This is a genomic window from Pseudoruminococcus massiliensis, assembly GCF_900291955.1.
Taxonomy (GTDB): domain Bacteria; phylum Bacillota; class Clostridia; order Oscillospirales; family Acutalibacteraceae; genus Pseudoruminococcus; species Pseudoruminococcus massiliensis.
This window is the reverse complement of sequence record NZ_OLMR01000001.1, coordinates 192,916-215,871: the sequence shown is the minus strand read 5'-3', so window position 1 is coordinate 215,871 and position 22,956 is coordinate 192,916. Positions and strand designations below refer to the sequence as shown.

The 22,956-nt window shown below is 30.4% G+C and carries 25 protein-coding genes; 16 read left to right on the top strand and 9 right to left on the bottom strand.

Annotated features, from left to right (window positions below):
• Positions 1–159 precede the first annotated feature (159 nt).
• Positions 160–447 carry a hypothetical protein gene (locus C9914_RS00955; protein WP_022264951.1) on the top strand — a complete coding sequence of 96 codons (288 nt, stop codon included), beginning with the start codon at positions 160–162 and terminating at the stop codon, positions 445–447.
• Between the two features lie 142 nt (positions 448–589).
• Here C9914_RS00955 and C9914_RS00950 read toward each other — a convergent pair whose 3' ends face one another.
• From C9914_RS00950 to C9914_RS11985, 7 genes are all read right to left on the bottom strand, one after another.
• Positions 590–1,108 (bottom strand): peptidylprolyl isomerase, encoded by a 519-nt coding sequence (locus tag C9914_RS00950; RefSeq protein ID WP_022264950.1) that lies wholly within the window; start codon positions 1,106–1,108, stop codon positions 590–592.
• Positions 1,109–1,496: 388 nt separating this feature from the next.
• Positions 1,497–2,717 (bottom strand): site-specific integrase, encoded by a 1,221-nt coding sequence (locus C9914_RS00945; protein WP_106762823.1) that lies wholly within the window; start codon positions 2,715–2,717, stop codon positions 1,497–1,499.
• 100 nt (positions 2,718–2,817) lie between these two features.
• Positions 2,818–3,474, bottom strand: a complete 657-nt coding sequence (locus C9914_RS00940; RefSeq protein WP_106762821.1) for a hypothetical protein — start codon at positions 3,472–3,474, stop codon at positions 2,818–2,820.
• 129 nt (positions 3,475–3,603) lie between these two features.
• Positions 3,604–3,804, bottom strand: coding sequence for a hypothetical protein (locus C9914_RS11435; RefSeq protein WP_158707304.1), 201 nt, complete (start codon positions 3,802–3,804; stop codon positions 3,604–3,606).
• 42 nt (positions 3,805–3,846) lie between these two features.
• Complete coding sequence (locus tag C9914_RS00935) at positions 3,847–4,149, bottom strand: excisionase (protein WP_242972029.1); 303 nt, start codon at positions 4,147–4,149, stop codon at positions 3,847–3,849.
• A gap of 41 nt (positions 4,150–4,190) precedes the next feature.
• Positions 4,191–4,838: a Rha family transcriptional regulator gene (locus tag C9914_RS00930; protein WP_106762820.1), complete on the bottom strand. Its 648-nt coding sequence runs from the start codon at positions 4,836–4,838 to the stop codon at positions 4,191–4,193.
• Positions 4,839–4,979: 141 nt separating this feature from the next.
• The gene (locus tag C9914_RS11985; RefSeq protein ID WP_106762818.1) at positions 4,980–5,357 is read right to left on the bottom strand and encodes an ORF6N domain-containing protein; all 378 of its coding nucleotides are present in this window, start codon (positions 5,355–5,357) and stop codon (positions 4,980–4,982) included.
• 167 nt (positions 5,358–5,524) lie between these two features.
• On the opposite strand from C9914_RS11985, the gene C9914_RS00920 reads away from it, so the two are divergent.
• From C9914_RS00920 to C9914_RS00905, 4 genes are read left to right on the top strand one after another with little or no spacing between them, the layout of a single operon-like run.
• A complete protein-coding gene (locus tag C9914_RS00920; RefSeq protein WP_106762816.1) occupies positions 5,525–7,348 on the top strand; it encodes a hypothetical protein in 1,824 nt (607 codons plus the stop codon).
• Between the two features lie 31 nt (positions 7,349–7,379).
• Complete coding sequence (locus tag C9914_RS00915; protein ID WP_106762815.1) at positions 7,380–7,724, top strand: hypothetical protein; 345 nt, start codon at positions 7,380–7,382, stop codon at positions 7,722–7,724.
• Positions 7,725–7,745: 21 nt separating this feature from the next.
• Positions 7,746–8,342 (top strand): leucine-rich repeat protein, encoded by a 597-nt coding sequence (locus C9914_RS00910; protein WP_106762813.1) that lies wholly within the window; start codon positions 7,746–7,748, stop codon positions 8,340–8,342.
• Positions 8,343–8,374: 32 nt separating this feature from the next.
• A complete protein-coding gene (locus tag C9914_RS00905; RefSeq protein WP_106762811.1) occupies positions 8,375–9,298 on the top strand; it encodes a hypothetical protein in 924 nt (307 codons plus the stop codon).
• Positions 9,299–10,115: 817 nt separating this feature from the next.
• On the opposite strand, the gene C9914_RS00900 is transcribed toward C9914_RS00905, so the two are convergent.
• On the bottom strand, positions 10,116–10,814 hold the full coding sequence (locus C9914_RS00900; protein ID WP_106762810.1) for a LytR/AlgR family response regulator transcription factor: 699 nt from the start codon (positions 10,812–10,814) through the stop codon (positions 10,116–10,118).
• Between the two features lie 234 nt (positions 10,815–11,048).
• On the opposite strand from C9914_RS00900, the gene C9914_RS00895 reads away from it, so the two are divergent.
• The 6 genes from C9914_RS00895 to C9914_RS00875 all read left to right on the top strand — a co-directional run bounded on the left by C9914_RS00895 (position 11,049) and on the right by C9914_RS00875 (position 14,964).
• Entirely contained in the window at positions 11,049–11,252 is a 204-nt protein-coding gene (locus C9914_RS00895) for a hypothetical protein (RefSeq protein WP_106762808.1), read from the top strand.
• A gap of 32 nt (positions 11,253–11,284) precedes the next feature.
• The gene (locus C9914_RS00890; RefSeq protein ID WP_106762806.1) at positions 11,285–11,830 is read left to right on the top strand and encodes a Uma2 family endonuclease; all 546 of its coding nucleotides are present in this window, start codon (positions 11,285–11,287) and stop codon (positions 11,828–11,830) included.
• Between the two features lie 39 nt (positions 11,831–11,869).
• Entirely contained in the window at positions 11,870–12,436 is a 567-nt protein-coding gene (locus C9914_RS00885) for a hypothetical protein (protein ID WP_106762805.1), read from the top strand.
• A 694-nt stretch (positions 12,437–13,130) separates the two neighbouring features.
• Entirely contained in the window at positions 13,131–13,766 is a 636-nt protein-coding gene (locus C9914_RS00880) for a recombinase family protein (RefSeq protein WP_106762803.1), read from the top strand.
• Between the two features lie 725 nt (positions 13,767–14,491).
• The gene (locus tag C9914_RS11430; RefSeq protein ID WP_158707303.1) at positions 14,492–14,650 is read left to right on the top strand and encodes a hypothetical protein; all 159 of its coding nucleotides are present in this window, start codon (positions 14,492–14,494) and stop codon (positions 14,648–14,650) included.
• Positions 14,651–14,676: 26 nt separating this feature from the next.
• Complete coding sequence (locus tag C9914_RS00875; protein WP_106762802.1) at positions 14,677–14,964, top strand: hypothetical protein; 288 nt, start codon at positions 14,677–14,679, stop codon at positions 14,962–14,964.
• A 368-nt stretch (positions 14,965–15,332) separates the two neighbouring features.
• Here the strand turns inward: C9914_RS00875 and C9914_RS00865 are convergent, their stop codons facing one another.
• Positions 15,333–15,797 (bottom strand): hypothetical protein, encoded by a 465-nt coding sequence (locus tag C9914_RS00865; protein WP_158707302.1) that lies wholly within the window; start codon positions 15,795–15,797, stop codon positions 15,333–15,335.
• Positions 15,798–16,155: 358 nt separating this feature from the next.
• Here C9914_RS00865 and C9914_RS00860 point away from each other — a divergent pair, with 358 nt between their 5' ends.
• The 5 genes from C9914_RS00860 (at position 16,156) to C9914_RS00840 (ending at position 22,951) form a co-directional block, all read left to right on the top strand.
• Positions 16,156–18,687 (top strand): YfhO family protein, encoded by a 2,532-nt coding sequence (locus tag C9914_RS00860; RefSeq protein WP_106762797.1) that lies wholly within the window; start codon positions 16,156–16,158, stop codon positions 18,685–18,687.
• Positions 18,688–18,713: 26 nt separating this feature from the next.
• Entirely contained in the window at positions 18,714–20,069 is a 1,356-nt protein-coding gene (locus tag C9914_RS00855; protein WP_106762795.1) for a Sapep family Mn(2+)-dependent dipeptidase, read from the top strand.
• A gap of 140 nt (positions 20,070–20,209) precedes the next feature.
• On the top strand, positions 20,210–20,458 hold the full coding sequence (secG, locus tag C9914_RS00850; RefSeq protein ID WP_106762793.1) for a preprotein translocase subunit SecG: 249 nt from the start codon (positions 20,210–20,212) through the stop codon (positions 20,456–20,458).
• Between the two features lie 75 nt (positions 20,459–20,533).
• Positions 20,534–21,070 (top strand): DUF5662 family protein, encoded by a 537-nt coding sequence (locus C9914_RS00845; protein ID WP_106762792.1) that lies wholly within the window; start codon positions 20,534–20,536, stop codon positions 21,068–21,070.
• Positions 21,071–21,388: 318 nt separating this feature from the next.
• Complete coding sequence (locus tag C9914_RS00840) at positions 21,389–22,951, top strand: Ppx/GppA phosphatase family protein (protein ID WP_106762790.1); 1,563 nt, start codon at positions 21,389–21,391, stop codon at positions 22,949–22,951.
• Positions 22,952–22,956 lie beyond the last annotated feature (5 nt).

The window sequence follows — 22,956 nt, the reverse complement described above, 5'->3', positions numbered from 1 at the left end:
ATAGAATTATATATCTCTAAGAATTGAAATATTAAACAAATTAAGATTATGTAAGGGGCTTTGTGATTGACAAGTATGATTTTTGTGCTATAATATATTTGTAACAGAAAAAGTGTTACATCTAAATTAAGTTAATAATTTTAGAGGAGGAATTCTATTATGGCACCTATGCTCGAATTACACAATATTGATGTTCAGTCCTTCCTTTCGGTTCTTGATACTTGTGAGGGAGATGTTTTCCTCGTAACTCGTGACGGAGACCACCTTAACCTCAAGAGTAAGCTTTGCCAGCTCGTTGGTCTTACTAAGCTTATTGAGGGCGGAAAAATCAGTGATGCTTACATTATCTGCTCTAAGCCAGAAGATGAAACAAGACTTTTCCGTTTTAATCTTCTTGGTGATATGGGTGATGCAAAGAAGCCTGAGGATAAAAAAGACGAAAAGTGATAACTTTTTAACAGCTTATAGTACTGAATTATCATAAAATGACGGCAAGAGTTTTTGTAGCTTTTGCCGTTTTTTTATATCATAAAAACTCCTTTTGCTATTAGTTAATCAGCAAAAGGAGTTTCAATTTATAAATTTTGAATTAGCAAGTTTCAGGCTCGGAATAGTCGATGCCCATTGTATCAATTGTTACATTCTTCATAATCTGTGGAACAAGTGGCTTATCTGTGAAATCTGTATCACACTCAGCAATCTTATTTACGATATCCATACCATCAATTACCTTGCCGAATGAAGCATACTGACCGTCAAGATGTGGAGCATTCTTGTGCATAATAAAAAACTGTGAGCCAGCAGAATTAGGATTACCTGAACGAGCCATGGAAAGAACGCCTTCAGTATGTTTAAGGCTATTATTAAATCCGTTCATTGTAAATTCGCCCTTTATGCTGTAACCAGGTCCACCAAAGCCTGTTCCTTCTGGGCAACCGCCCTGAATCATAAAGCCGTTTATTACACGGTGGAAGATAAGACCATTATAATATCCCTTTTTAACAAGAGAGATAAAGTTATTTACTGTATTTGGTGCGATTTCAGGGTAAAGCTCAGCCTTAATAACATCGCCGTTTTCCATAGTAAAAGTAACAATAGGATTGCTCATAAAAAAATATCCTTTCTGATTTTCAAAATTTCACAAGATATATATTGGATAATCTTGAGTTACCATATGATTTTATATTATTTTTTATCAAAATGCAACCCTTAATTTTATAACTTGTTAAATCCTTTTAAACACTGATAAATACTGTACTTATATTTTTTAATATAATAATCTTATTAGTATAAATTTTTATATTTTTTCGGGAATTTGGTGTAAAATAGGTGTCAAAATTAAGCCTATAAACCGCATAAAATAGAGGTTATTTTTTAAGGGATAATTTTTTTAGGTGTCAAAATGCAAAACAACCATATACATTGGATATATAATATTTATTTGCATAATTTGTATCACATAATATTAGGTGAGTATAATTATAATAATACTTAGTTTATGATATTTTTATTTTGCCTTGAATTTCTTTTATAGCTTCTTGTTTTTTGTCAATAGAAACATCTGTGTAAATATTCATAGTTGTTGATATATTACTGTGTCCTAAAAGTTCAGATATAGTTTTTATATTAGCTTCATTCTCAAATAAACGAGTAGCGAATGAGTGCCTTGCTATATGACAAGAAAAATGTGGTAATAATTCAGGTTCTCTATTCTCTGATTTTGCTATTTCAGTTTCACGCTTATTATAAGAATTAACTATATTGTTTATTGCATTGTTAATATTATTCTTATAATATAAATTGCCATTTTTATTTGTGAAAATAAAACCTGTATATCCATCAACTTTTAAAGTATTCAATGTTGTGTTAAGCTGAAATTCTCTTATATTAAGTAAAGCTTTTCTAACTTCATCAAGCATTGGTATATGCCTAACACTTGTTTTAGTCTTTGGTGTGCTTATATTTATTTTATATTTTTCATTTGGAACTCTTATGTATTCTAATGTATGATTGATAGATATAAGATTATTTTTAAAATCTATATCATTCCAAGTTAAGCCTAATATTTCACCTATACGGCAACCAGTACCGAATAAAACTGTAAACAATGGCAACCAACCTCTATACCTTGAAGATTTGATATATTCAAAGAATATTGATTGTTGTTTAGTGGTTAAGGCTTGTTTTTTCTCTGTGGGCTTAGCAAACTTTTTAACTCCATCTAAAGCACCATCACAAGGATTTTTAGCTATTAAATTATCTTTAACAGCTAAATCAATTATAGAATGAAGTAAGTTATGTATATCTCTAACACTACCTAATTTTAAACCATTAGATAACAAATTCTTATAAATAATAGCTATCAAGGAATATCTTATATCCTTAATTTTTAAATCACCTAAAATATTCCTTATATGCTTATTATACATAGCAATATAATTTGACATTGTAGAAGGCTTGACTTGATGAATTTCAGACCAACACTCAAACACATAATTTAAATTAACATCATTAGATTCTAAGCCTTTCATAAGAGATTTTTGTAATTGATTTTCTTTTTCTCTTAATTCATTTAAGGTATTAGCATAAATATAATTTGTTTTGCTTCTATAATCTTTATACTTATAGCAATATCTACCGTCCTTTCTTTGAAACTCACCATCTTTTAAAACAGTGCCTTTATTATCTTTTCTTTTAATAGCTTTCTTTGTTGTCATAGTATCAAATTCCTTTCATAACAAGAAAAGAAAGCCTTTAATGTGACAAATAAATAATAGCACTAAAGGCTTTACAATTCAACTTAGTATCTTAATAAATTTAGAATTGATTGCACTTATCTTCTATATAATCATTGATAATAGAATACTTATACTCAATATCTTCAGCATAGTTGCATATATAGTCTTGTATATCTTCAATACTTACTCTTTTATTAAGTGGTGTAGTATCTTCTTTTACCATTCCTAAGTTAAATAGCTCATCTATATAGTTCTTGTTATCGTATATGTTGTTAAATTCAGGTATAATATTACCGCTCTCATCAACTACAAGAGTACCACCATATTCAAGAGCTAACTTATTAGCTACATTTTCGTTATAGGTTTCTTTAACTATACAATATGTAGGAGAAAAGCCTAAATCCCTTATAAACTCTCTAAATGCTTTATTAGGCAGCTTAGGCACTTCTGATAGAACAAATAGGCATACAAAGGCTAAACTAAGGTTCTCAATCTCATCTTCAATAAGCATTGGGAAATTCTCTGATATTATAATTTCAAAATCATCATAAATATTATCTAAGAAGTCACTACTTAGCTTATTCTCTTGTATGTTATGGTTACAAAGGTACATATTCTTAAAATCGACTATTTCATTTATATAGTCATAGTAAAGATTGTAAATATCTTCTGCGTTCATTTTTGTTTCCTCAATTCTTGCATACTTAATGTTATTAACAGTAATAATATTCTTCATTCTTAATAAATCCTTTCTTTGTTATGAGAGCGGTGTATTGATAATTTGCTTTCTTTTTGATTTATCGCATAGCTACAAGCGGATTTTTTATTCAATACACCTTTCTCTATAAAACTACTTTATATTTGTTTAATCGTTTTTATTGCTATCTTTAGAGGGGTTTTTACTATAAGTTGTAATATCTGATTTGTCTTTCTTTGGTCTGTGTCCGAGCCTATATGGGTATAAAGCACAGTTAGTGATAGGACACAAGCGGACTTCTTTCACACTATCGCAACAACAATCAAGGCACTTAGCACTTATAGCTTTAATTGGAGTTAATATATTCATTTTATCATATCCTTTCGAGTGAAATAAGAACATATGTTCCTACTATATAGAATGCTTGCTATCTAAGAACTTCTCAAATTTCTTTCGACTTATTAAACACTTGCTACCATTAAATAGCACAAAGGGGCAATCTCTCTCTTGAGTAAGATTTCTTATCTTGCTTATGCCTATATTAAATAGTAGTGAAGTTTCTTTGATGGTTAGGTATATTTTTTTGTCAATAGATACTGTGTAATTTTCTACATTATTTGTGTTGGATATTGCTTTTAGGTCTGTGTTTTTAGTATTATTGCCTGATACATTCAAGTAGTTCTCAATTTCGTTAATCTCATAGTTGTTATTCATAATAAATGCCTTACCTTTCTTTTTTATATAATGGTTACAATTTATTCTCTATTATTGACTTTTTCTAATTCAAGTTTATAATTTTCAAGATAGTTCTTACGCTGTTTATAATCGTAATTTGGAAATTGTTTAAATAAGAATATATCTTTCTTTATGATTTTTTCTAAAAGTTGTAGCTGTTCATATGAAAAATGTTCTCGCATTGTTCCTTTTTTAATATTATTTATTTGTTTAAACTTTTGTGATGACATTTCTGTTACAATACAGTTAATCATTTTATTTTCGTTAATAAAATAATAATCTTTCGGATTTTCATACAATAATTTTATTTCTTTGTTTAATTTTGCATTGTACCCTGATATTTTTACAAGCTTTTCAATGATTTGTTTCATTTCGTAGAATTGCTTTACTAATTCTTTTTTGAACTCTACAACAGGTTTAGTATTTTTCATAAGTGATATTACAAAAGTTGCTTGTTGCTCATTTAGTCGACAAACTTTCATCTTTTGAATACCTCCATTTGTTTCAAAGGGTATCATTTGAAATGCGACCCTTCCAAACTCCGATACATCATCAAGATGGTTTGTTATAAGTTGTATTACCGCTCTATGCTCGACTTCTGCACCTTGTGCAATGATTGTGCTATCAGTAAATGCTTGATTCTTGTAATTGAATGTTAAGTTTTTCATTTGTTATTCCTCATTTTCATAATTCTAAAAATTTAATCTGTGATACCAAGCTATGCCACTTCATAGGGTTAGCTACAAAGCAACCATAATAAAATATGTAAAATAGCCCTGTTTACTGAAAATCTATGTTGTTCAAAATCATCAAGTAAAATTATTCCTTTCTGTGGTATTGGCGTAATTGACCAAATAGCAAGACTGCCCCTGCTGAGAGAATTTGACTTCTCCCGCACGAAAAAAATCGTACACTATATATATCTGTTTTTTGAGGTATGAATTATAACAAAAAATAGAGAGAAATAGTAAAAAACTAACATTTATATTAAATTTCAAGGACTTCACAAGCATTAGATAACCGCTCTCGGTAATGAGGGTTAAGCCGTTTGGAGCTATTACTCCATACTCTGTTGCAGCTTCGTCCGTTTTTCGGACGAAGTAATCAACACCCTCAATAAAGTGTGCCTTATTGTCGTTAAATCTTTTGCGGGCTGTTCCATTAGGTCTACCGTGGCATTGGTCGATTTCTTTAGACGAATTTAATTAGGTTAGAGGTGTGAATAAATCGTTTACCCCTTTCAATAAGCTATTGCTCCAAAACAAGGTATTCTTAGTATGATAGGAGTTAAAATCCTATCACTATATAATAGATAGGTTGGTTTTTGACGACCTAATTTGAAGTTAGACCGTTTATGCAAGGCTCTTGGATATGTAAATATCCAACAAATGTTATTAGATGCTTATTGAATAGGCTTTCACCTAAAATATTAATAAAAAAACATAATAATTATATATTGATTAAATCTTTAAGTTCTGAGGCAGAAAAGATTTATCAACAAAGACAAATATATAAAGAACATAGAGAAAAAGTTGGAGAATCTTTGTCTCAATATTTAAATGAACATTTTCAATCATCTTATAATACAGATGAATCTATAAAAGCTTTAATAGATTTTTTTGTAACAAAAGGATTTATTGTTGTCAAAAATCCTAAAATTTTAGAAATGGTAACTCAGAAGAATGGAAAATTAGATTATTATATTGCAAACTTTATAATAGATGAAAATAATAGACAAAGCATTATTTTTGATTATATAAATGATATGGTTAAAGGTTTTTTTGTGTCAGCAGCTATATCTACGGAGTCAAAAACTGGAAATATGGTTAAATCTAAATTTAAAGATACTTCTTTCTTTTTAGACACAACAATTATCATTCAGGCTCTTGGATTTAAATTGAAAGCTGAAAAAGAGAATGCACTTGAAATGATAGAAATGTTAAAGAATAAAGGTGCAAAGGTGTGCTGTTTTCAACATACAATGTTAGAAATAAAAAATATATTAAGAGCATATAAACACAATTTGGAAAATCCATATCAAAAACCAACATCATTTAATACACTTGAAGCGTGGGATGAACAAAGATTTACACCTAATGATGTTGATAATTTTTTAGCAATATTAGAAAGAAGAATTTCTTCAATAGGGATTGAAATTATTAATCCAAATTTTAATGAAGATGATTACAAAAAATGTGATATTAACTGTGCAGAATTACGAGATTTCATAGGAAATAATATTTTGTATAAGAATCAACAAGCACTTGATTTAGATGTTAATAGTGTTTCAAGTATTTATGCTTTAAGAACTGGAAATAAATCTAATGAAATTGAAAAATGTGGATATATTTTTGTTACACCTAATACTAAATTAGAAGCAAATGTAAATAGTTTCTTTAGCCAGAGAAATAAAAATGAAATATCATGTGTAATTTCTGATATTGATTTGTCATCAATTATTTGGATAAAAAATTATTCAACAAATAAGGACTATCCAAAATCTAAGTTAATCGAAAATGCGTTAATAAGTCTTGAACCATCCAACACATTTATGGAAAATTTTTTTGATATAGTAGAAAAATATAGAAAAAATGGCGGCATATCTGACGAAGAAGCAGTTGCAATTCGTACTGATATTTATTGTAGACGGCAGTTGATGAATATGACAAATGGTAATCCTAAAAATATAAAGGAAAGTCATGTGCCTGAATTACAGAATTATATCAAAAAAATGTATTTAGGTAATGAATATGGAAAATCTGAGCAGATGCTTCAAAAATATCAAGAAGAACAAGATAAAAATAAAAAAGCTATAGACAATGCTATATCAGAAATATCTAAAAGTGCAAATAAAATTAAAAGATATGTAATGAAAATTATATTTACTATTTTTACATTAGTAATTTTTATTATTATATTAATATCACTATGCGATATGGTTGTTAATATATCTAAATGTTTTGAAGAATATACAAGTATTTGGGGGTTAATATGTAATATAATTGTAATTCTACTTGGTGTTTGGGGCGTATTTGATTTAATTTTTAGTAAAAAAGGTTTATTAAAAAAGAAGAGTGAATTTATTGCAGAATATTTTGCAAGTAAAGAAAAAGAAAAGAAGAAAAAAGAATTTGAAAAAATTCTTGGAAAAGAAGTATTTGATAAATATAAAATTTAAAAAATTTTATTAATAATTTAGTGGTGATAATATGAAGGCAGATTTTAAAATAAGTTTTAAAGATATAATCAATGAATATAAATCGGCTTCTTCTAAGTCTGCGGTTGGAAAAAATTTAGGAATATCTTACTCTAAAGTTATTAAAACTTTATTATCTGCTGGTATTGACATAGAAGATGAACTTGCCAATAATATATTTGATTTAAAATGTCAAGGTTTTACTAATCAAGAGATTTGTAAACAATTAAATATAAGTATGAAGGTATTAAATGCTCATACACCATATGCAAAGGGTGCATATGGACTACCAGATGATGAAATATCTGAAAAAGCTTTATATTATCGCCAATGGAAAAATAAGAATAAAAATAATTAATATTTGAAAGGAAGTATAATTATGTGGACTGTAAAAGAAGTGATAGATAATTCAGGAATGACAATAGCGGAATTTGCAAATCATTATGAAATACCATTTGAAACACTAAAAGAATGGTATAACGATAAGGAAAATAAAAGAAACTTATTGGATAGAGAAATAACTAAAAAGAGGAAAAAGGAAAGTGGAAAAACTAAAATAAGCACATCTAAAGACGGATATAGATTCGCTAAATATGGTAAATTTTCTCTTTGGTTAGATAGAAATAATTATAAAGAAGCAAGTATTAGCAATTATGATGAAATATTTCAGCAAGAAGCAGAGGAAAGAGAAATTGAACCAGTAGATATTATAATTCCAAATGAAATAGGATTTATTAAAATAAAAAAGATTATATTTATGTCATTTTCTCAAAGAAATATAGGTACAGTAAAAATCGAAAGTGGAATAGAAAGAATAGAAGATAGTGCTTTTATATATTGCTTTAATTTAAGAAGTATTTCTATTCCTGAAAGCGTAAATTATATAAGTAAATACGCTTTTAAAGGTTGTAAAAATCTTGATGAGCAATCAAGACAAAAAATTCTTTCACTTGCACCTGAAACTGAATTTGAATAAACTAATACTTATATAAAGTAGGTGGAAAATATATGTCTGATATTTCTTTTCAACAAATTTTAAGTAAAACTATTATTGAAGTTGATAATAATTTTTTGGAAAAAATATGGGATTCTCTTGAAAAACACATCAGGAGAGAATATGTTCCACCTTTATTTAGTGATTATACAATTATATTAACAGAAAAAGGTGCAAATAGAAAGATTATAGAAAAGAGTTTTGAGGAAACTGTTTATTTTTCTAATCTTTCTATCGAAGACCAGAAAAAGGCTATAGATAAAGCATTGAAAGAAAATGGTTTATCTGAAGATATTGTTCGATATTATTATGTAAAATATTTTTCTGCTACCGAGTGGGAAATAACTGTATTTGAAACTGAGAAAGATAATAAGATTGAAAAAGTATGGACAGTAGAATGTGTATATAAAAACACACCGAGTGAAGATGGTGAATTTTATGGTATAAAAGTTAAGTTAAATAAATATGATGATAATTCAATAGATTTTAAGAATCGAATGGCTGCAAAATATGGGATTTATAATATGTCGGATTATGCAAGACAAATAGGCACATTTGCACTCGACCTTGTAAATGCAATATCTTATTATATGCAGCACTATAATCCAGATGTTGAATATAAATTAATCAAGGTAGAAGAACCTAAAAAAAGTAAAAAGAAAAATGGTAATGCTGGTTATAGGCAAAAAATCGTTTTAAAATCAAAAATATCAAGATATGTATTATCTGATGAAACACATAAAACTAATATTGATAACATAAGAATTTATCGGAAAATAAAACCTTGTTGGTATGTCAGAGGATATTATCAACATTATGGAAAAGATAAAATATTAAAATATATTCCACCTCGTATAAATTATAGAAGAGATATTAGTAAAACGGAAGATTTACAGCCAACACCAAATAGATATTTAATTGAAAATGATGATAAATAAACCGCTCTCAATATTATATATTTAAGCTGATGGAACAATGTGTTCTGTCAGCTTATTTTTTAATTTCTAAAAATATATTGTTATGCTTAGATTTTAAAGCCTTATAAGCGTTTTAAATAAAAGGGTATAAACTATACTAAAATCGGAATAAAATGTGTTACAGGGCAATTTTGAGCGAAATAGAGCTATTCTAATTTATATGAAGGCCGCTCAAAATTGAGCAGTCAAGCAAGATAGAGTTATTCTATGAGCTGATATTTAATTCACTTAAAAGAAAATTTTTCTTAATTTTTTAGTCTATTCCGCCCTCGATTTTCACCCTTCAACCTCAATTTTTTATTTTCAGACCGTTATAATATTTATATAATCTTATTTTATATATTTAAGGAATATAGTTTATGCACGAAATAGGGTATTAAAAGCGTGCATAAATTTGTGAGGAGAGTATATTCATTTACTTATATATATGCGAAAAAATTGATGAGTTTGAATTTGAGCTAAGAAGGTGAAGAAGAAATCCCCACTCCAACTGCAATTCAGGATATTGTATTAGAAAAAATCAGGTTCCAACAGTCATAGAAATGTTTATGTCGTCGTTTCGTGATAAACTAAATAATCGTTTTGTAAAAAACACTTTCACTTCCAACTTGGCTTGCAGATATGGCTGATAAAGATGATGTAAATTGTTCTAAAATTTTACAAAATGCCCTTATGGACTATCTTGGAGTTAAACAATGATTTATTTTTAATGTTTAATTCAATAAAAATTAACCGCTCTCAGAGTTATTACTTTGAGAGCGGTTTTCGTTTAAGTGTATTAAAAATAAGTTGTAAATTTAATAATCACTTCAGTTGAATATTTGGCACTCATAGGAATTTCAACACCATTGATAAGTGTTATTTTGTTTCTTTCTATATCTCTTATTTTTCTAAGATTAACAATGTATCCAGAGTGACAACGACAAAATACAGGAGGTAGTTCTTTTATCAAATTTTTAATTAAAATTCTTTGAGTAAAAATATCGTTGTCAGTAACAATTTTAATATTATGACCTTTACTTTCACAATAAAAAATTCGATTTAAAACTATACTGTAATATTGTCCTTTGTATTTATAGACATATCTTTGATGAAGTGTAGCAAAATCTTCAAGCATAGCTTGTATACCTTCGGTTAATGCTTTTTCATCTCCTTTTTTTATAAAACGATATACTCTATGCTTGATAGATTCACCAATAAATTCTGTATAGTTTGTTACATAAAAAATAATAATGCTTTCATTTTGAGTGTATAGCTTGTCACCTGAGTTTAATCCATTAATTTCTGGCATATCAATATCAAGAAAAACAACATCAAAAGGATTTTTTGAATGTGCTTCTAAGAGTTCTAATGGACTGGTATAAGCAAAGAAGTTAAACTCAAAATTGTAATTATCATACTTAGCAATAATATCTTTTGTTAATTTTATTAAATTTTCAAGAGTAGCTTTGTCATCATCACAAAATGCAATATTCATACTTATTTTCCTTTGTACTTAATTATTATTACTTAAAATTAAGTAATAGATTATGGATTGGTTTTCTTAGCTGTATTTATTATAATACACTGTTTAATTGTATTCAATAGGTATGTTATACAATGTTTAAGTACATATTTTGTACATATTTACACTTGTTAAGTGTATCAATCTGTGATAAAATAATGATAAAATATGATAGGTATATTCTAAAAATAAAAAGGTGGTTATAATATGCCAAATAACAGTAAAGCACGAATTGAAGCAAATAACAGATATAATGCAAAGGCTTATGACCGTATAAATATAGCTATTAAAAAAGGCTCTAAAGCAAAAATTCAAGCCCACGCTGAAAGCAAAGGAGAGAGTTTAAACGGCTTCATAAAGAGAGCTATAAAAGAAACTATAAGCCGAGATAATGAAATGATAGGAAAGTAAGAAATAAAATAAATGAAAGTGGGGTAAACAGTATGCAGGCAAAGGATATTAAATACACAATAAAAGATTTTTACGCACTTCCCGAAGGAACTTGTGTAGAACTGATTGAAGGTGTTATCTACGATATGTCGCCGTCACCACTTAGAATACATCAAAAAATATCAATGGAATTGTCAGCTACAATATTCAACTATATCAAAAAAAACAAAGGAAAATGCGAAGTATATACCGCTCCTTTTGATGTAAAGCTATCTGAAAGTACCGTTGTTATTCCTGATATATCCGTAATATGTGATTCAAGTAAACTAACCGATAAAGGCTGTTCTGGTGCTCCTGATTGGATAATTGAAATTGTTTCAAGTAATGCTATACACGATTATTTATTAAAGCTAAACCTTTATCAAGCTTATGGTGTGCGTGAATACTGGATAGTAGACCCTAAAAAGCAGAGTGTAACAGTTTACCACTTTGATGAAGATTTTGATATGGAAAAGTATGATTTTACCGAAATAATCCCCGTTTGGATTTATAAAGATAAAGCTACACCACTTGAAATAAATATATCCGAGTTACTTTAAAAGCAATAAACATATTGACAAATGGATGAGGTGTTAATTATGTTAGATTTTTTACTTGGGCTTATTATAGGAAGAAGCAATCCTAATCAATGTTTTACTAATAAAAGATATAATAAATATCTGAAAGAGCAGGAGCAAAGAAAAAGGGAAGCCTTTAGAATGCGAGAAGAGAAAGCACAAAAGAAAAGAGAGGAGGTTCTTAAAAGGACTTGTACAGTATCTGATTTTTATTGCGATAAAAATGTACCAGCAATTCTTAGGTCATTAACACTTAATGCGTTTTTATATAATAGTGCAGCAAAAACAATAAAAAGCGGTCAAGGGTATAAATTTACTATTGTTATTGATGAACCTATGCAAGAAGTAACAGATTGGGAATTATCATATTATTGTGAAGAAAGAAAGGTTTTTGAAAATTGTTCACTTGATAAAACTGTAGAAAAATTTATTGAATTATGTAATAGCGATAAACATTATTATAAAATTTGGATGAATTTTGAAATAAAATATTTAAAGCAAGAAACAGAAGGCTGGGTGATGTCATGGAGCGAAAAAGAAAGACAAGTTGTGTTGAATAGCAGTGCACTTTCTTTTGCAAATGTATAAAATGTCATAAAAATAAATAAAGGAGTAAAAATAATAGTGAATAAAATTCGTGTTTTATTTTTCATAATAAGAATTATGACATATTATTACCGCTCTCAAAAGTTAAAATGCTTTAGGTTAAGTAGTTATATTAGATGTACTTAATCACGAGAGCGGAATACAACTATTGACTTAATGATTATGCTTTAATGTATGATATACTTTTAAATAGCTTATTGGTATTAGTTGAGCTAATATTGATTATAGGATAGATATGGGGTAACGAGATGTTACCCCTTTGTTAATTAAGATAGATTGTTTTTTAAAAAAGCTAAAACCAACATTAAGATTATGTGTCTAATCGTTAAGAGATAGAAGTAACAATATTGAGAGTCCGCCAAGCATACGCTCAATAAGGATTCAAAACTCAATAACATTTTGTAATTGAGATAAGAATATCAAGATTGGATTAGTTTATTTTAAGTTCTAAAAACGCTGTCCGAAAAACACACAGCGATATTTATTTCATCATTTTAAAAGCTGAAATTGTTATAAGTGTTTATAAAAGTATACTTTATTAAATATCAAAAAGCAGTGTATTTTATGTTTATAAAACTTTATATGCTAATATTTATAAATGTTTATAAATCTCATTGACTTATATAAACACTTTTGATATAATTATTTCAAATGAATTTCGGGAGTGTTGTTTGTTATGAGTAAAATTGTAGGTTATGCAAGAGTATCAACTAAAGAACAAAGTCTTGCAAGGCAAATTCAAGCTTTAAGTGAGTATGTTTCGGAAGATATGATTATCGTAGATAAGGCGAGTGGTAAAGATTTTAACCGAGATGGCTATAAATCATTAAAATGTGGAATTGGTAAACTTATAAAAGGTGATACATTATATGTAACTTCACTTGATAGATTAGGAAGAAATAAAGAACAGTTAAAAGAGGAATTAAGATATTTTCAATCAATAGGTGTAAAGGTAAAAATATTAGATATACCAAGTACATTAAATAATGTAGAAGGTAATGAGTGGATTTTTGATATGGTTAATAACATCATCATTGAAGTTCTCACATCAATAGCTGAAGATGAGCGAAAACGCATTAAAAAAAGACAAGCTGAAGGAATTGCTTCAATGAAAATTATTGACGGAAAAAGAATAGGCAAAAAAGGAAATGCAATAGGCAGACCACCTAAAACATTTCCTGAAAATTGGGTAGAAATATATAACCAATGGAAAAATAAGAAAATCACTGCAACTTATGCAATGGAAATATTAAACTTAAAAAGAAATACATTTTATAATTTGGTTAAAAAATATGAAAACAAGTTGCAATAACTATAAGGTATGGCTTTATGCTGTACCTTTTTTACATATAAGAACATATTACCCCATATTTACATTTTGAAGATAGATATTGCTTAATAGTGTAATATTAAGTGGTTCATCTACACATAACACTTTAAATTTTCAGCTCTAAAAAATTATTATATTTTTTAAGATAAAATCACGATTAAAGGCTTTCTTAAACTTTGGTGTCAAATAGGTGTCAAAATTAAAATTCTTAGAACTCAAAGTGCTTATAAATGGCTTGGTTATACGGCTTTTATGGACTTGATTTATTGAAAAGGTAGTTTTTTATCAAAATGCAACTATTAATTTTATAACCTTTTAAATCCTTTTAAACACTGATAAATACTGTACTTATATTTTTTAATATAATAATCTTATTAGTATAAATTTTTATATTTTTTCGGGAATTTGGTGTAAAATATTAAGATTCTTAAATTCTTAAATTTTTAAAATAAGAAATAAGAGTTTCCATTGATTATATTAAATAGAGGCAGGAATATATAGGTTATTTGATATTGTTAAATATGTATAAGTTATAAGGAGTTATATATTTCTCGCAATTTGCTATTGTAATTTGCAAAAATAAAAAATCATAAAAACAGATAACTATCCGATTTAAAACAAAATATCATATTTATGATTCACTTTTTGAAAGTTTATGTTATAATAATTATATAAGATTACATAAGCTCAAGAATGAAAAGAAGTATATGATGCAACTTGCAAAGGTGATTGCACTTTTGGCAGTTTCACCTGCATTAAGTGCGTTAATTGGACTATGGAATCTGTTAGTGGCGATGATTGTATTGATAATTGCAACAATTTTCTTTATTTGGATTGGCATAAAGATTATGAAAAATGTTGAGTGACATAATTCAGAAGGGAGGTGATGTATTTGTTTAAAAAGAAGTATAAGGTTGATTACTGCGGTAAAAAATTTTGGTATACGAACGCAAAAGACCGATACTGTGCTGGAGAAAAGGTTATATTATATTACTCTATGTTAGCAACCGATACGGACTATTCGTTTTGGTTAGAGGGAGCAGAGCTGATGCTTAGCTACGATAATGAAAAGGGATATGTTCTCAGCTTCATTATGCCTGAGAATGATGTTGTTGTACATTCTTCGTCAAGGAATTCTATGACGAAGAATGCTATGAAGATTATATCAGATGAAAGCTAAGATATAAAACTTTTAATACATAACAAAATAAAGTACCAATCGGTTGAATGAATCGATTGGTGCTTTTTGTAATAAGAGGAATAAAAAATGTCTTCAAGAAATCCGAAATACATTCAAAAATATAAGTGGACAATAGTCAGTTTGTACTATTTAGGAAAACATATTAAGAATATGCAAGAAATATGGAATTTCTCCCAATAAAGCTTTCTTATACTCAAGTTGTCAGCGAAAGTGTATCTAGCTTTTGCTCTCAACTCAATGTAATACATATAGTCTTTAACTGCTTCAAACTGTGTGATTTTCTTCATAGATGGAATATATTTGTTTTCGTCAGAGTACCAGAACGCAACAGGATTGCTGTTTTCCATTTATTTACAGAATTCGTGGGCAATCTCATATTTGTCTGCTTCTTCATCAAACGGTTCTGCCGTTTTTCTGGGAAAATCGCCTACACCATAATTATATAGGCTCTCAATGTTTACCTGAGTGATTGCGGTCGGCGTAATAGTTTTTACATTAGGAAGACTCAGATATCCGTCTGTGGCGGGAACTGCTGTCACTGTGTTTCCGTTCACTGTAACGGTGACTTCCTTGCTGAAGGTATATCCGATTTTTGGCAACAACATAACAGAATATACATATTTTTTCCCGCTTTCAAACTTAGTAATGGTTGGCAAAGTGCTATATGCCACGCCGTCAAAATACCATACGGCAATGGACAATATTGATTTGCTTCTTTCGGTGGAATTTAAATGAGCAGATAAATTATAAACAAAACTAATTTGTAACATTTTATCAAGCAAGCATTTGAGTTGTTTATCAGTAATATCCATTTTAAATAATACACACCACACACCCCAAAAGTGTTTAACTTTTGGGGTGTATATCATAACCGTTCTTTCTTGCTAATATTTCTACTTTTAACGATAGTGCCCCACAAATAACCGCTAAAAGCATTATAATCAACACTTTGTGTATCTTCTATTTCCTATATAATTTTTTATTATATAACCCATTTCTACTTGATTATATCATTTTAGTCTGCTCATTCAAAAACCCTGTGAGTCTGTTTCGATATGCTTGAATTTTATAGGTATGTGTGATAAAATTGCCTTATATAAATTATTGCATATCCTATGAATTTAGGATATTTTTATATATAAATAAAGCAAAAATACAAGGAGAGATAAAATGGAAAACGACATTCCTCAGAATACGCTCCTCGGCAACAAAAAGGGGCATTATTATCTAAAAGCATTTTTAATTCCTGCTATAATAGCAATAGTGCTTTTTCTTCCATTTATTATAATGGATAAAGGATATTTTCTTTATTACGGCGACTTTAATGTTCAGCAGATACCGTTTTATCAGATGATTCATGATTCTATTCAAAACGGAAATTTTGGTTGGAGCAATACCACAGACCTTGGAGCAGATATAGTTGGTTCATATAGCTTTTATATGATAGCAAGTCCGTTCTTTTGGCTGACAATGCTTTTCCCAAGTCCAGCTGTACCGCATCTTATGGGACCACTGTATGTTCTGAAATTTGCTTGCTGTTCACTTTCTGCTTTTGTATATTTGAAAAGATATGTCAAAAATAAAGACTATGCAGTTATAGGTGGCATACTTTACGCATTTTCAGGCTTTGGAGTTTATAACATATTCTTTAATCATTTCCACGAAGCAATGATTACATTTCCACTGCTTCTTGCAGCGGTTGACGAAATTATGTATACAGGACGCAAGGGCGTACTTGTAATTACAGCCTTTCTAAGCTGTACTATAAACTACTATTTTTTTGCAGGACAAGCGGTTTTTGCGATTCTTTATTGGTTAGTAAAGCTTGCTTGTGGAGATTTTGAATTTACTTTTAAAAAGTTAATTCAAATTATTTTTGAGGCAGTACTTGGTTTTGCGGCAAGTGCGTTTATTTTCTTGCCAACGCTTGCAACTATAACAGAAAATCCTCGTATATCAAATTCACCAAGTGGTTGGAGTGCTTTGTTATATGGTTGGGAGCAGAGATATATGCATATTATAGAATCCTTCTTCTTCCCGCCAGATTTACCAGCAAGACCAAACTTCACTCCGGATTCAAATGCAAAATGGGCTTCTGTTGCGGCATATCTGCCAATGTTCAGTATGGTTGGCGTATTCAGCTTTATGAAGCTTAGAAAGAAAAAGTATAAGTGGTTGAAATATCTGCTTCCAATGCTTTTCCTTTGTGCGTTAGTTCCGATATTAAATAGCGCATTCCAGTTGTTTAATGCGTCATATTATGCAAGATGGTATTATATGCTTACACTTGTTATGGTTCTTGCGACTATACTTTGTCTTGATAGTGAAAGAGCAAATTTCAAGTATGGTCTGAATTTTACATTCGGAATTACAGTAGGTATAGCAGCAGCTATCGGGCTTATGCCAAAGACAGAGAAGGTCAACGGTATAGAAACTACGACCTATGGTTTAATGGAATATCCTGAACGCTTCTGGATTTATGTTGCGTTTGCACTTATAGGACTTGTTCTTACAACTATTGTACTTTATCTCTGGAAAAATAAGAATAAGAACTTTATGAAGGTTACATCTATTTTGCTTTCAATCTTCTGCGCAGGTTATTCCCTCTATATTGTTGGCACAGGTAAAGACCAGGGACAATATAAGAGTGATTTTATAATTTCAGATGTTATTGATGGTGGTAATAGATTAGAGCTTGATGACATAAAGGATGTTCGTTCGGATTTCTATGATTGTATGGATAATATGGGTATGTTCTGGCAGATTCCTACTATTCAGGCATTCCAGAGCGTTGTGCCGGGTTCTATAATGGAATTTTATGAATCTGTCGGTGTAGAGCGTTCAGTTGCATCAAGACCTGAGGCAGATTATTACGGTTTAAGAAGTTTCCTTTCTTGCAAATATCTCTTTAACTACAATGGCAAATTCAGAAATGTTGTCACAAAGGAAACAAAGATGCCATACTGGACATATCTCAATAAACAGAATAATTTTGATGTTTATACAAATGATTGCTATATTCCATATGGTTTCACCTATGATGAATATATTACAGAAAAACAGTATGAACAGTGTTCCGAATCTAACCGTCACTTGCTCTTGCTCAAAGCTATGGTTCTCACAGATGAGCAAGCTGAAAAATATGGTGATATTCTTACTAAGGCAAAGAATATCTATAAGTATGAATATACCGAAGAAGAATATAAGAAGGATTGCGAGAATAGAAATAAGCTTACTTGCACAGACACAAAGTTTGATAATGGTGGCTTTACTTCCCACATCACAACAAAGGATAGTGATGAGCTTGTATTCTTTAGCGTACCATACACAAAGGGCTGGACAGCATATGTAAATGGTAAGCAAACCGATATTGAAAAGGTAAATGTTGGCTTTATGGCTGTAAGAGTTCCTGCTAATACAAGATGTGAAATTCGTTTTGATTATAAAACACCTAATTTCACACTTGGTTTAGGTGTAACAGGTGCTTGCGTAGTTGTTTTTATAGCTTATATGCTTATTCCTACAAAGCTTAAAAAGAAAAAAGAGGGAAAACATGCTCTTTCTGAAGATAATATTGAAACAGATGAGATAGATATTTCCAGCTACGCAAATTCAGAGGTCGAGGAGAATATTCCACAAGAAATCGAAAAAGAACCTGAAAATAGTTCTCAAGACAAAAATAATGAATCTGATTTAGAATAAAATATTAAATAAGGATAGGTGATATTATGAGCTTTGGTGAAAAAATTCTTGATTATAAGGAAGATATTTTAAAAGATTTAGACGAACTTTTAAAGATACAGTCCGTTTCGTCAAAAAGTCAGGAAGATGCGTCTGAGGCATTAAAATTCATTCTCAAGAGAGCGGAAGAAATGGGACTCACAACAGAGAATGTTGATGACATTGCAGGTCATGCCGAGTATGGTAAGGGTGACGAAATAGCCGCTGTACTTTCTCATGTTGATGTAGTACCAAGCGGTGACGGTTGGAGTGTTGAACCATTCGCACTCACAAGAAATAATGGCAGACTTTATGGCAGAGGAATAGCCGATGATAAAGGTCCGGCAATAATTGCTCTTTATTGCTTAAAGGCATTAAAGGATAGTGGAGTTTCATTTAAACGCAGACTTCGTACTATTTTCGGTGCTTCTGAGGAAGTTGGTATGGCTGATATGGATAGATATTTCTCAAAACAGCCACTTCCGAATATGGGCTTTACTCCAGACCTTGAATACGGAATTTGTAATGTTGAAAAGGGTATCCTCCAAATTGAGGTTTACTCTAACGAAAACAATGCAAAAACTCTTACTGCTATGAAAGCAGGAAACGCAATCAATGCAGTTGCAGCAAAAGCCTATGCACTTATAGATTGCTCCGAAACAGAAGACCATCAGCTCCGCCGTTTTGCTGATGCAAAACCAGGCGATTATGATTTCGATTACACAATAGACGGTATGCAGATTATTTCAAAGGGCAAGGCAGCTCATGGTTCAACTCCTGAGCTTGGCTTTAATGCAGCAACCAATCTTATAAGACTTCTTGCTGCTAATTTTGGTCAAACAGTTCTTGGTAGTCTTTGTGCATTTCTTGATGATGCTGTCGGTCTTGAAACAGATGGCTTTTCACTTGGAATCAAGTGTAGTGATAAACAATCAGGAGCTTTGACAGTAAATGTCGGCACAGTAGATATTGGCGAAACTTATATGAAAGCTACTCTCGATATAAGATACCCAGTATCAGCTGATAGTGATGATATTATCTTCAAAATTCGTCAGCGTGCCGCATATGATGGCTTGAAGATTAAGATTAAAGCAAATAATCCTCCGCTTTATGTTCCTGAAACTGCTCCGATTATCGGACTTCTCAAGGACGCATATAAGACTATAACAGGCGAAGAAGCCAATCTTTTCTCGACAGGTGGTGGCACTTACGCAAGAACTCTCCAAAACAGAGGTGTTGCATTTGGTGCGATTATGAACGAAGAATGCAATATCCATGCTGTTGATGAAAGTATGGACGAAGAAAAATTCTTCCTCCATGCACAAATTTGCCTTGAGGCTATGTATAACCTCGCGACAAAATAAGAAAATTAGAATTTTCTTCCGAATTTTATAAATAAAAGTTAAAAAAGTGCTTGCATTATTTTCGCTATTGTGATAAAATAATAAAGCTATTGAAATGAATTTACTTATTTTTGTTTATAGATTTTAGGAGGAAATTATCAATGAGTATTTGGGAAATCGTTTTGGGTGCAGTTCTTCTTCTTTTGGCAGTTGTGATTGTTATTATCATTATGCTTCAAGAGGGACATCAACAGGGTATGGGTGCTATTATGGGTGGAAGCTCAGATACATTCTACTCAAAGCACAAGTCACGCTCACTCGATTCTTTCCTTGCAAGATGGACAAGAATAATTGCTATTGTATTCTTCCTCTTGGTTATAGCACTTAATGCTATCGCATTCTTCTCTTAATCATAGAAATATAATAAAGATTTTAACGGCATAGCTTGTAGGCTGTGCCGTTTTTATGTTATAATAGGTGATAAAATGAAATTTTTTAAGCATTTAAAAACAATAAATCATCATAAATGGCTTGTTATGAAACATTGCTTTAAGGCTGGCTTATATAAACAAGGACTCTTGCATGATATGTCAAAATATTCTCCGACAGAATTTTGGGCAGGTGTGAAATATTATCAAGGAACAAGAAGTCCAAACGATGCTGAAAGAGAAGATAAGGGTGTAAGCTATGCTTGGCTTCATCATAAAGGCAGAAATAAACATCATCTTGAATATTGGATAGATTATTCGCTTGATAAAGGTAAGCAGATGGCAGGTCTAAAGATGCCTATAAAATATGTTATAGAGATGTTCTGTGATAGGGTTGCCGCAAGCAAAAATTATAATGGCGATAAGTATACCGATGCTGATGCTTACAATTATTATTCAAGGTCAAAAGACCACTATATGATTCACCCGGAAACAGCGGTCTTGCTTGAAAAGCTTTTAATAATGTTAAGAGATAATGGCGAGGACGAAACCTTTGCATATATAAGAAAAGAAATTCTTGGAAAGAAAAAATAATCCTTGCTTCCCCTTAGCTAATAAACTTATCTTAGACAATTAAAAGTTTCGCTTGAGCCATTTCAAAGGCTCGAAGGATTGAGGGACGGAGTCCCTCGTAGGTTTTAAGGGCAACGCCCTTAACTTTTCTTACTTTTAAATGGAGGACTTTGTCCGCCATTTTTTATTTATGTATTTGCTTAATAAAATATATATATATCCCACTTAGTAAACAGTTTGTAAAATTATGTAAAATATTTAAGCTTTGCTTGCGGAAATTTTGTCGAACTGATATAATAAAAACAATAACGCTTATATCCATAGATAGGGGGTTCTTTTGTGAATAAACGAAAAAATGTAAAGGAAAATAAAAATATTGCCGCTGTTATAACTATTGGTTCGGAATCTGTAAATATGAAGGTAGCAAGCCTTTCTCTTGGTGAAATAAAGCTTGTAGATACACTATCATATCCTCTTAATCTTGGTCATGAGGTTTTCGTAACAAAGAAAATCAGCTTTGAAAGCCTTAAGGAAATTTCAAAGGTTCTCGATGGCTTCATGAGAATTATGAACGAATACGGTATTACACAGTATAAAGCTGTTGCGACTTCTGTTTTCAGAGAAGCAACTAACCGTGAATTTGTAATCGACCAGCTTAAAATCAGAAATGATATAAATATAGAGGTCTTTGGCCTTGACCGAGCAAAAAGCTTAATTTTCAATGAAATTATAAGACGCTCAGGTATTGATGAAAGCAGTCTTGCAAATACACTCATTTCATATCTCGGAACAGGAAGTATCGCCCTTTCTGTTTATAAAAAGGGTATTATGGAATATACAAGAAATTTTTCCATAGGTTCAATGAAGCTTATGGAAATTCTTGATATGGACGATGGAACTCTTGATGAATACTATACCGCTCTTGACGAATATATAGATTCTGTTCTTGATAAGGTTGTATATGAAAATGTCAATAAGGGCATAAACAATATAGTTTTGTCTGGCTCAATGGTTAGAACTATTGCAAAACAATGTGGTGTAGAATCTACTAATGGAAATTATCGGATAAAGCTTGAAGCAATAGAGAATTTTTATAATCAGTTAAGAAAAATGCCACTTAATGATATGTGCAAAAAATTTAATATAACAGCTGCAGATGCAGAGCTTCTCTACACAGCCTCTGCACTTTACATACATCTTTTAAAGCTGACAAAGGCAAATGAAATTGTCGCAGTAGATACTCATATATCTGATGCACTTATGGTACAGCTTTTGCTTAAATCTGAAAAGAATAGCTATGAAGAGCATGTTGCAAAGAATGCGGCCTCTTGTGCAAGAGCTTTAGCAAAGCATTATGGCTGTGATAGCAAACATTATGAAGCCGTATGCAAATATGCTCTTGCTATATTTGATAAACTCAAGAAGCTTCATGGTCTTAATGCAAGACGCAGACTTATCTTAGAGCTTGCCTGCATATTGCATGAAAGTGGTTCATTCATAAATACACATCACAAACTTCTTGGTACATATGATATTCTGAAAAATACAGAATTTTATGGACTTACTGCAGAAGAATCACTTCTTATTGCCACAACAGCAAGTACTGATGAAATGCACATGATAGATATAACAGAGCCTTTCGAAAATCTTTCTCATAAAAATAGTCTTGTTGTAACAAAGCTTTGCACGATACTTTGCGTAGCAAACGCCTTAGATAAATCACAAAACTGCAAATTCGATAATATAAGCCTAAAGCTTAAAGAAAACGAGCTTATAGTTTATGCTGAAACAGATAAAAATGTTCATCTTGAAAAGTGGGCATTTAGCGAGTGTACAACACTATTTGAAGATGTTTTTGGAATAAAACTAAGACTTGTAGTAAAAACACCATTTTTTAAATAAAGGGG

Excerpts from the sequence above, each read along its gene's own strand:
- C9914_RS00895 (WP_106762808.1), top strand. The coding sequence starts at position 11,049 with ATGCCAAATAACAGTAAAGCACGAATTGAAGCAAATAACAGATATAAT.
- C9914_RS00910 (WP_106762813.1), top strand. The coding sequence starts at position 7,746 with ATGTGGACTGTAAAAGAAGTGATAGATAATTCAGGAATGACAATAGCG.
- C9914_RS00855 (WP_106762795.1), top strand. The coding sequence starts at position 18,714 with ATGAGCTTTGGTGAAAAAATTCTTGATTATAAGGAAGATATTTTAAAA.
- C9914_RS00940 (WP_106762821.1), bottom strand. The coding sequence starts at position 3,474 with ATGAAGAATATTATTACTGTTAATAACATTAAGTATGCAAGAATTGAG.
- C9914_RS00950 (WP_022264950.1), bottom strand. The coding sequence starts at position 1,108 with ATGAGCAATCCTATTGTTACTTTTACTATGGAAAACGGCGATGTTATT.
- C9914_RS00845 (WP_106762792.1), top strand. The coding sequence starts at position 20,534 with ATGAAATTTTTTAAGCATTTAAAAACAATAAATCATCATAAATGGCTT.
- secG (WP_106762793.1), top strand. The coding sequence starts at position 20,210 with ATGAGTATTTGGGAAATCGTTTTGGGTGCAGTTCTTCTTCTTTTGGCA.
- C9914_RS00885 (WP_106762805.1), top strand. The coding sequence starts at position 11,870 with ATGTTAGATTTTTTACTTGGGCTTATTATAGGAAGAAGCAATCCTAAT.
- C9914_RS00905 (WP_106762811.1), top strand. The coding sequence starts at position 8,375 with ATGTCTGATATTTCTTTTCAACAAATTTTAAGTAAAACTATTATTGAA.
- C9914_RS00915 (WP_106762815.1), top strand. The coding sequence starts at position 7,380 with ATGAAGGCAGATTTTAAAATAAGTTTTAAAGATATAATCAATGAATAT.
- C9914_RS00860 (WP_106762797.1), top strand. The coding sequence starts at position 16,156 with ATGGAAAACGACATTCCTCAGAATACGCTCCTCGGCAACAAAAAGGGG.
- C9914_RS00900 (WP_106762810.1), bottom strand. The coding sequence starts at position 10,814 with ATGAATATTGCATTTTGTGATGATGACAAAGCTACTCTTGAAAATTTA.
- C9914_RS00935 (WP_242972029.1), bottom strand. The coding sequence starts at position 4,149 with ATGAATAACAACTATGAGATTAACGAAATTGAGAACTACTTGAATGTA.
- C9914_RS00945 (WP_106762823.1), bottom strand. The coding sequence starts at position 2,717 with ATGACAACAAAGAAAGCTATTAAAAGAAAAGATAATAAAGGCACTGTT.
- C9914_RS00880 (WP_106762803.1), top strand. The coding sequence starts at position 13,131 with ATGAGTAAAATTGTAGGTTATGCAAGAGTATCAACTAAAGAACAAAGT.
- C9914_RS00955 (WP_022264951.1), top strand. The coding sequence starts at position 160 with ATGGCACCTATGCTCGAATTACACAATATTGATGTTCAGTCCTTCCTT.
- C9914_RS00920 (WP_106762816.1), top strand. The coding sequence starts at position 5,525 with ATGCAAGGCTCTTGGATATGTAAATATCCAACAAATGTTATTAGATGC.
- C9914_RS00890 (WP_106762806.1), top strand. The coding sequence starts at position 11,285 with ATGCAGGCAAAGGATATTAAATACACAATAAAAGATTTTTACGCACTT.
- C9914_RS11430 (WP_158707303.1), top strand. The coding sequence starts at position 14,492 with ATGATGCAACTTGCAAAGGTGATTGCACTTTTGGCAGTTTCACCTGCA.
- C9914_RS00865 (WP_158707302.1), bottom strand. The coding sequence starts at position 15,797 with ATGGATATTACTGATAAACAACTCAAATGCTTGCTTGATAAAATGTTA.
- C9914_RS11435 (WP_158707304.1), bottom strand. The coding sequence starts at position 3,804 with ATGAATATATTAACTCCAATTAAAGCTATAAGTGCTAAGTGCCTTGAT.
- C9914_RS00930 (WP_106762820.1), bottom strand. The coding sequence starts at position 4,838 with ATGAAAAACTTAACATTCAATTACAAGAATCAAGCATTTACTGATAGC.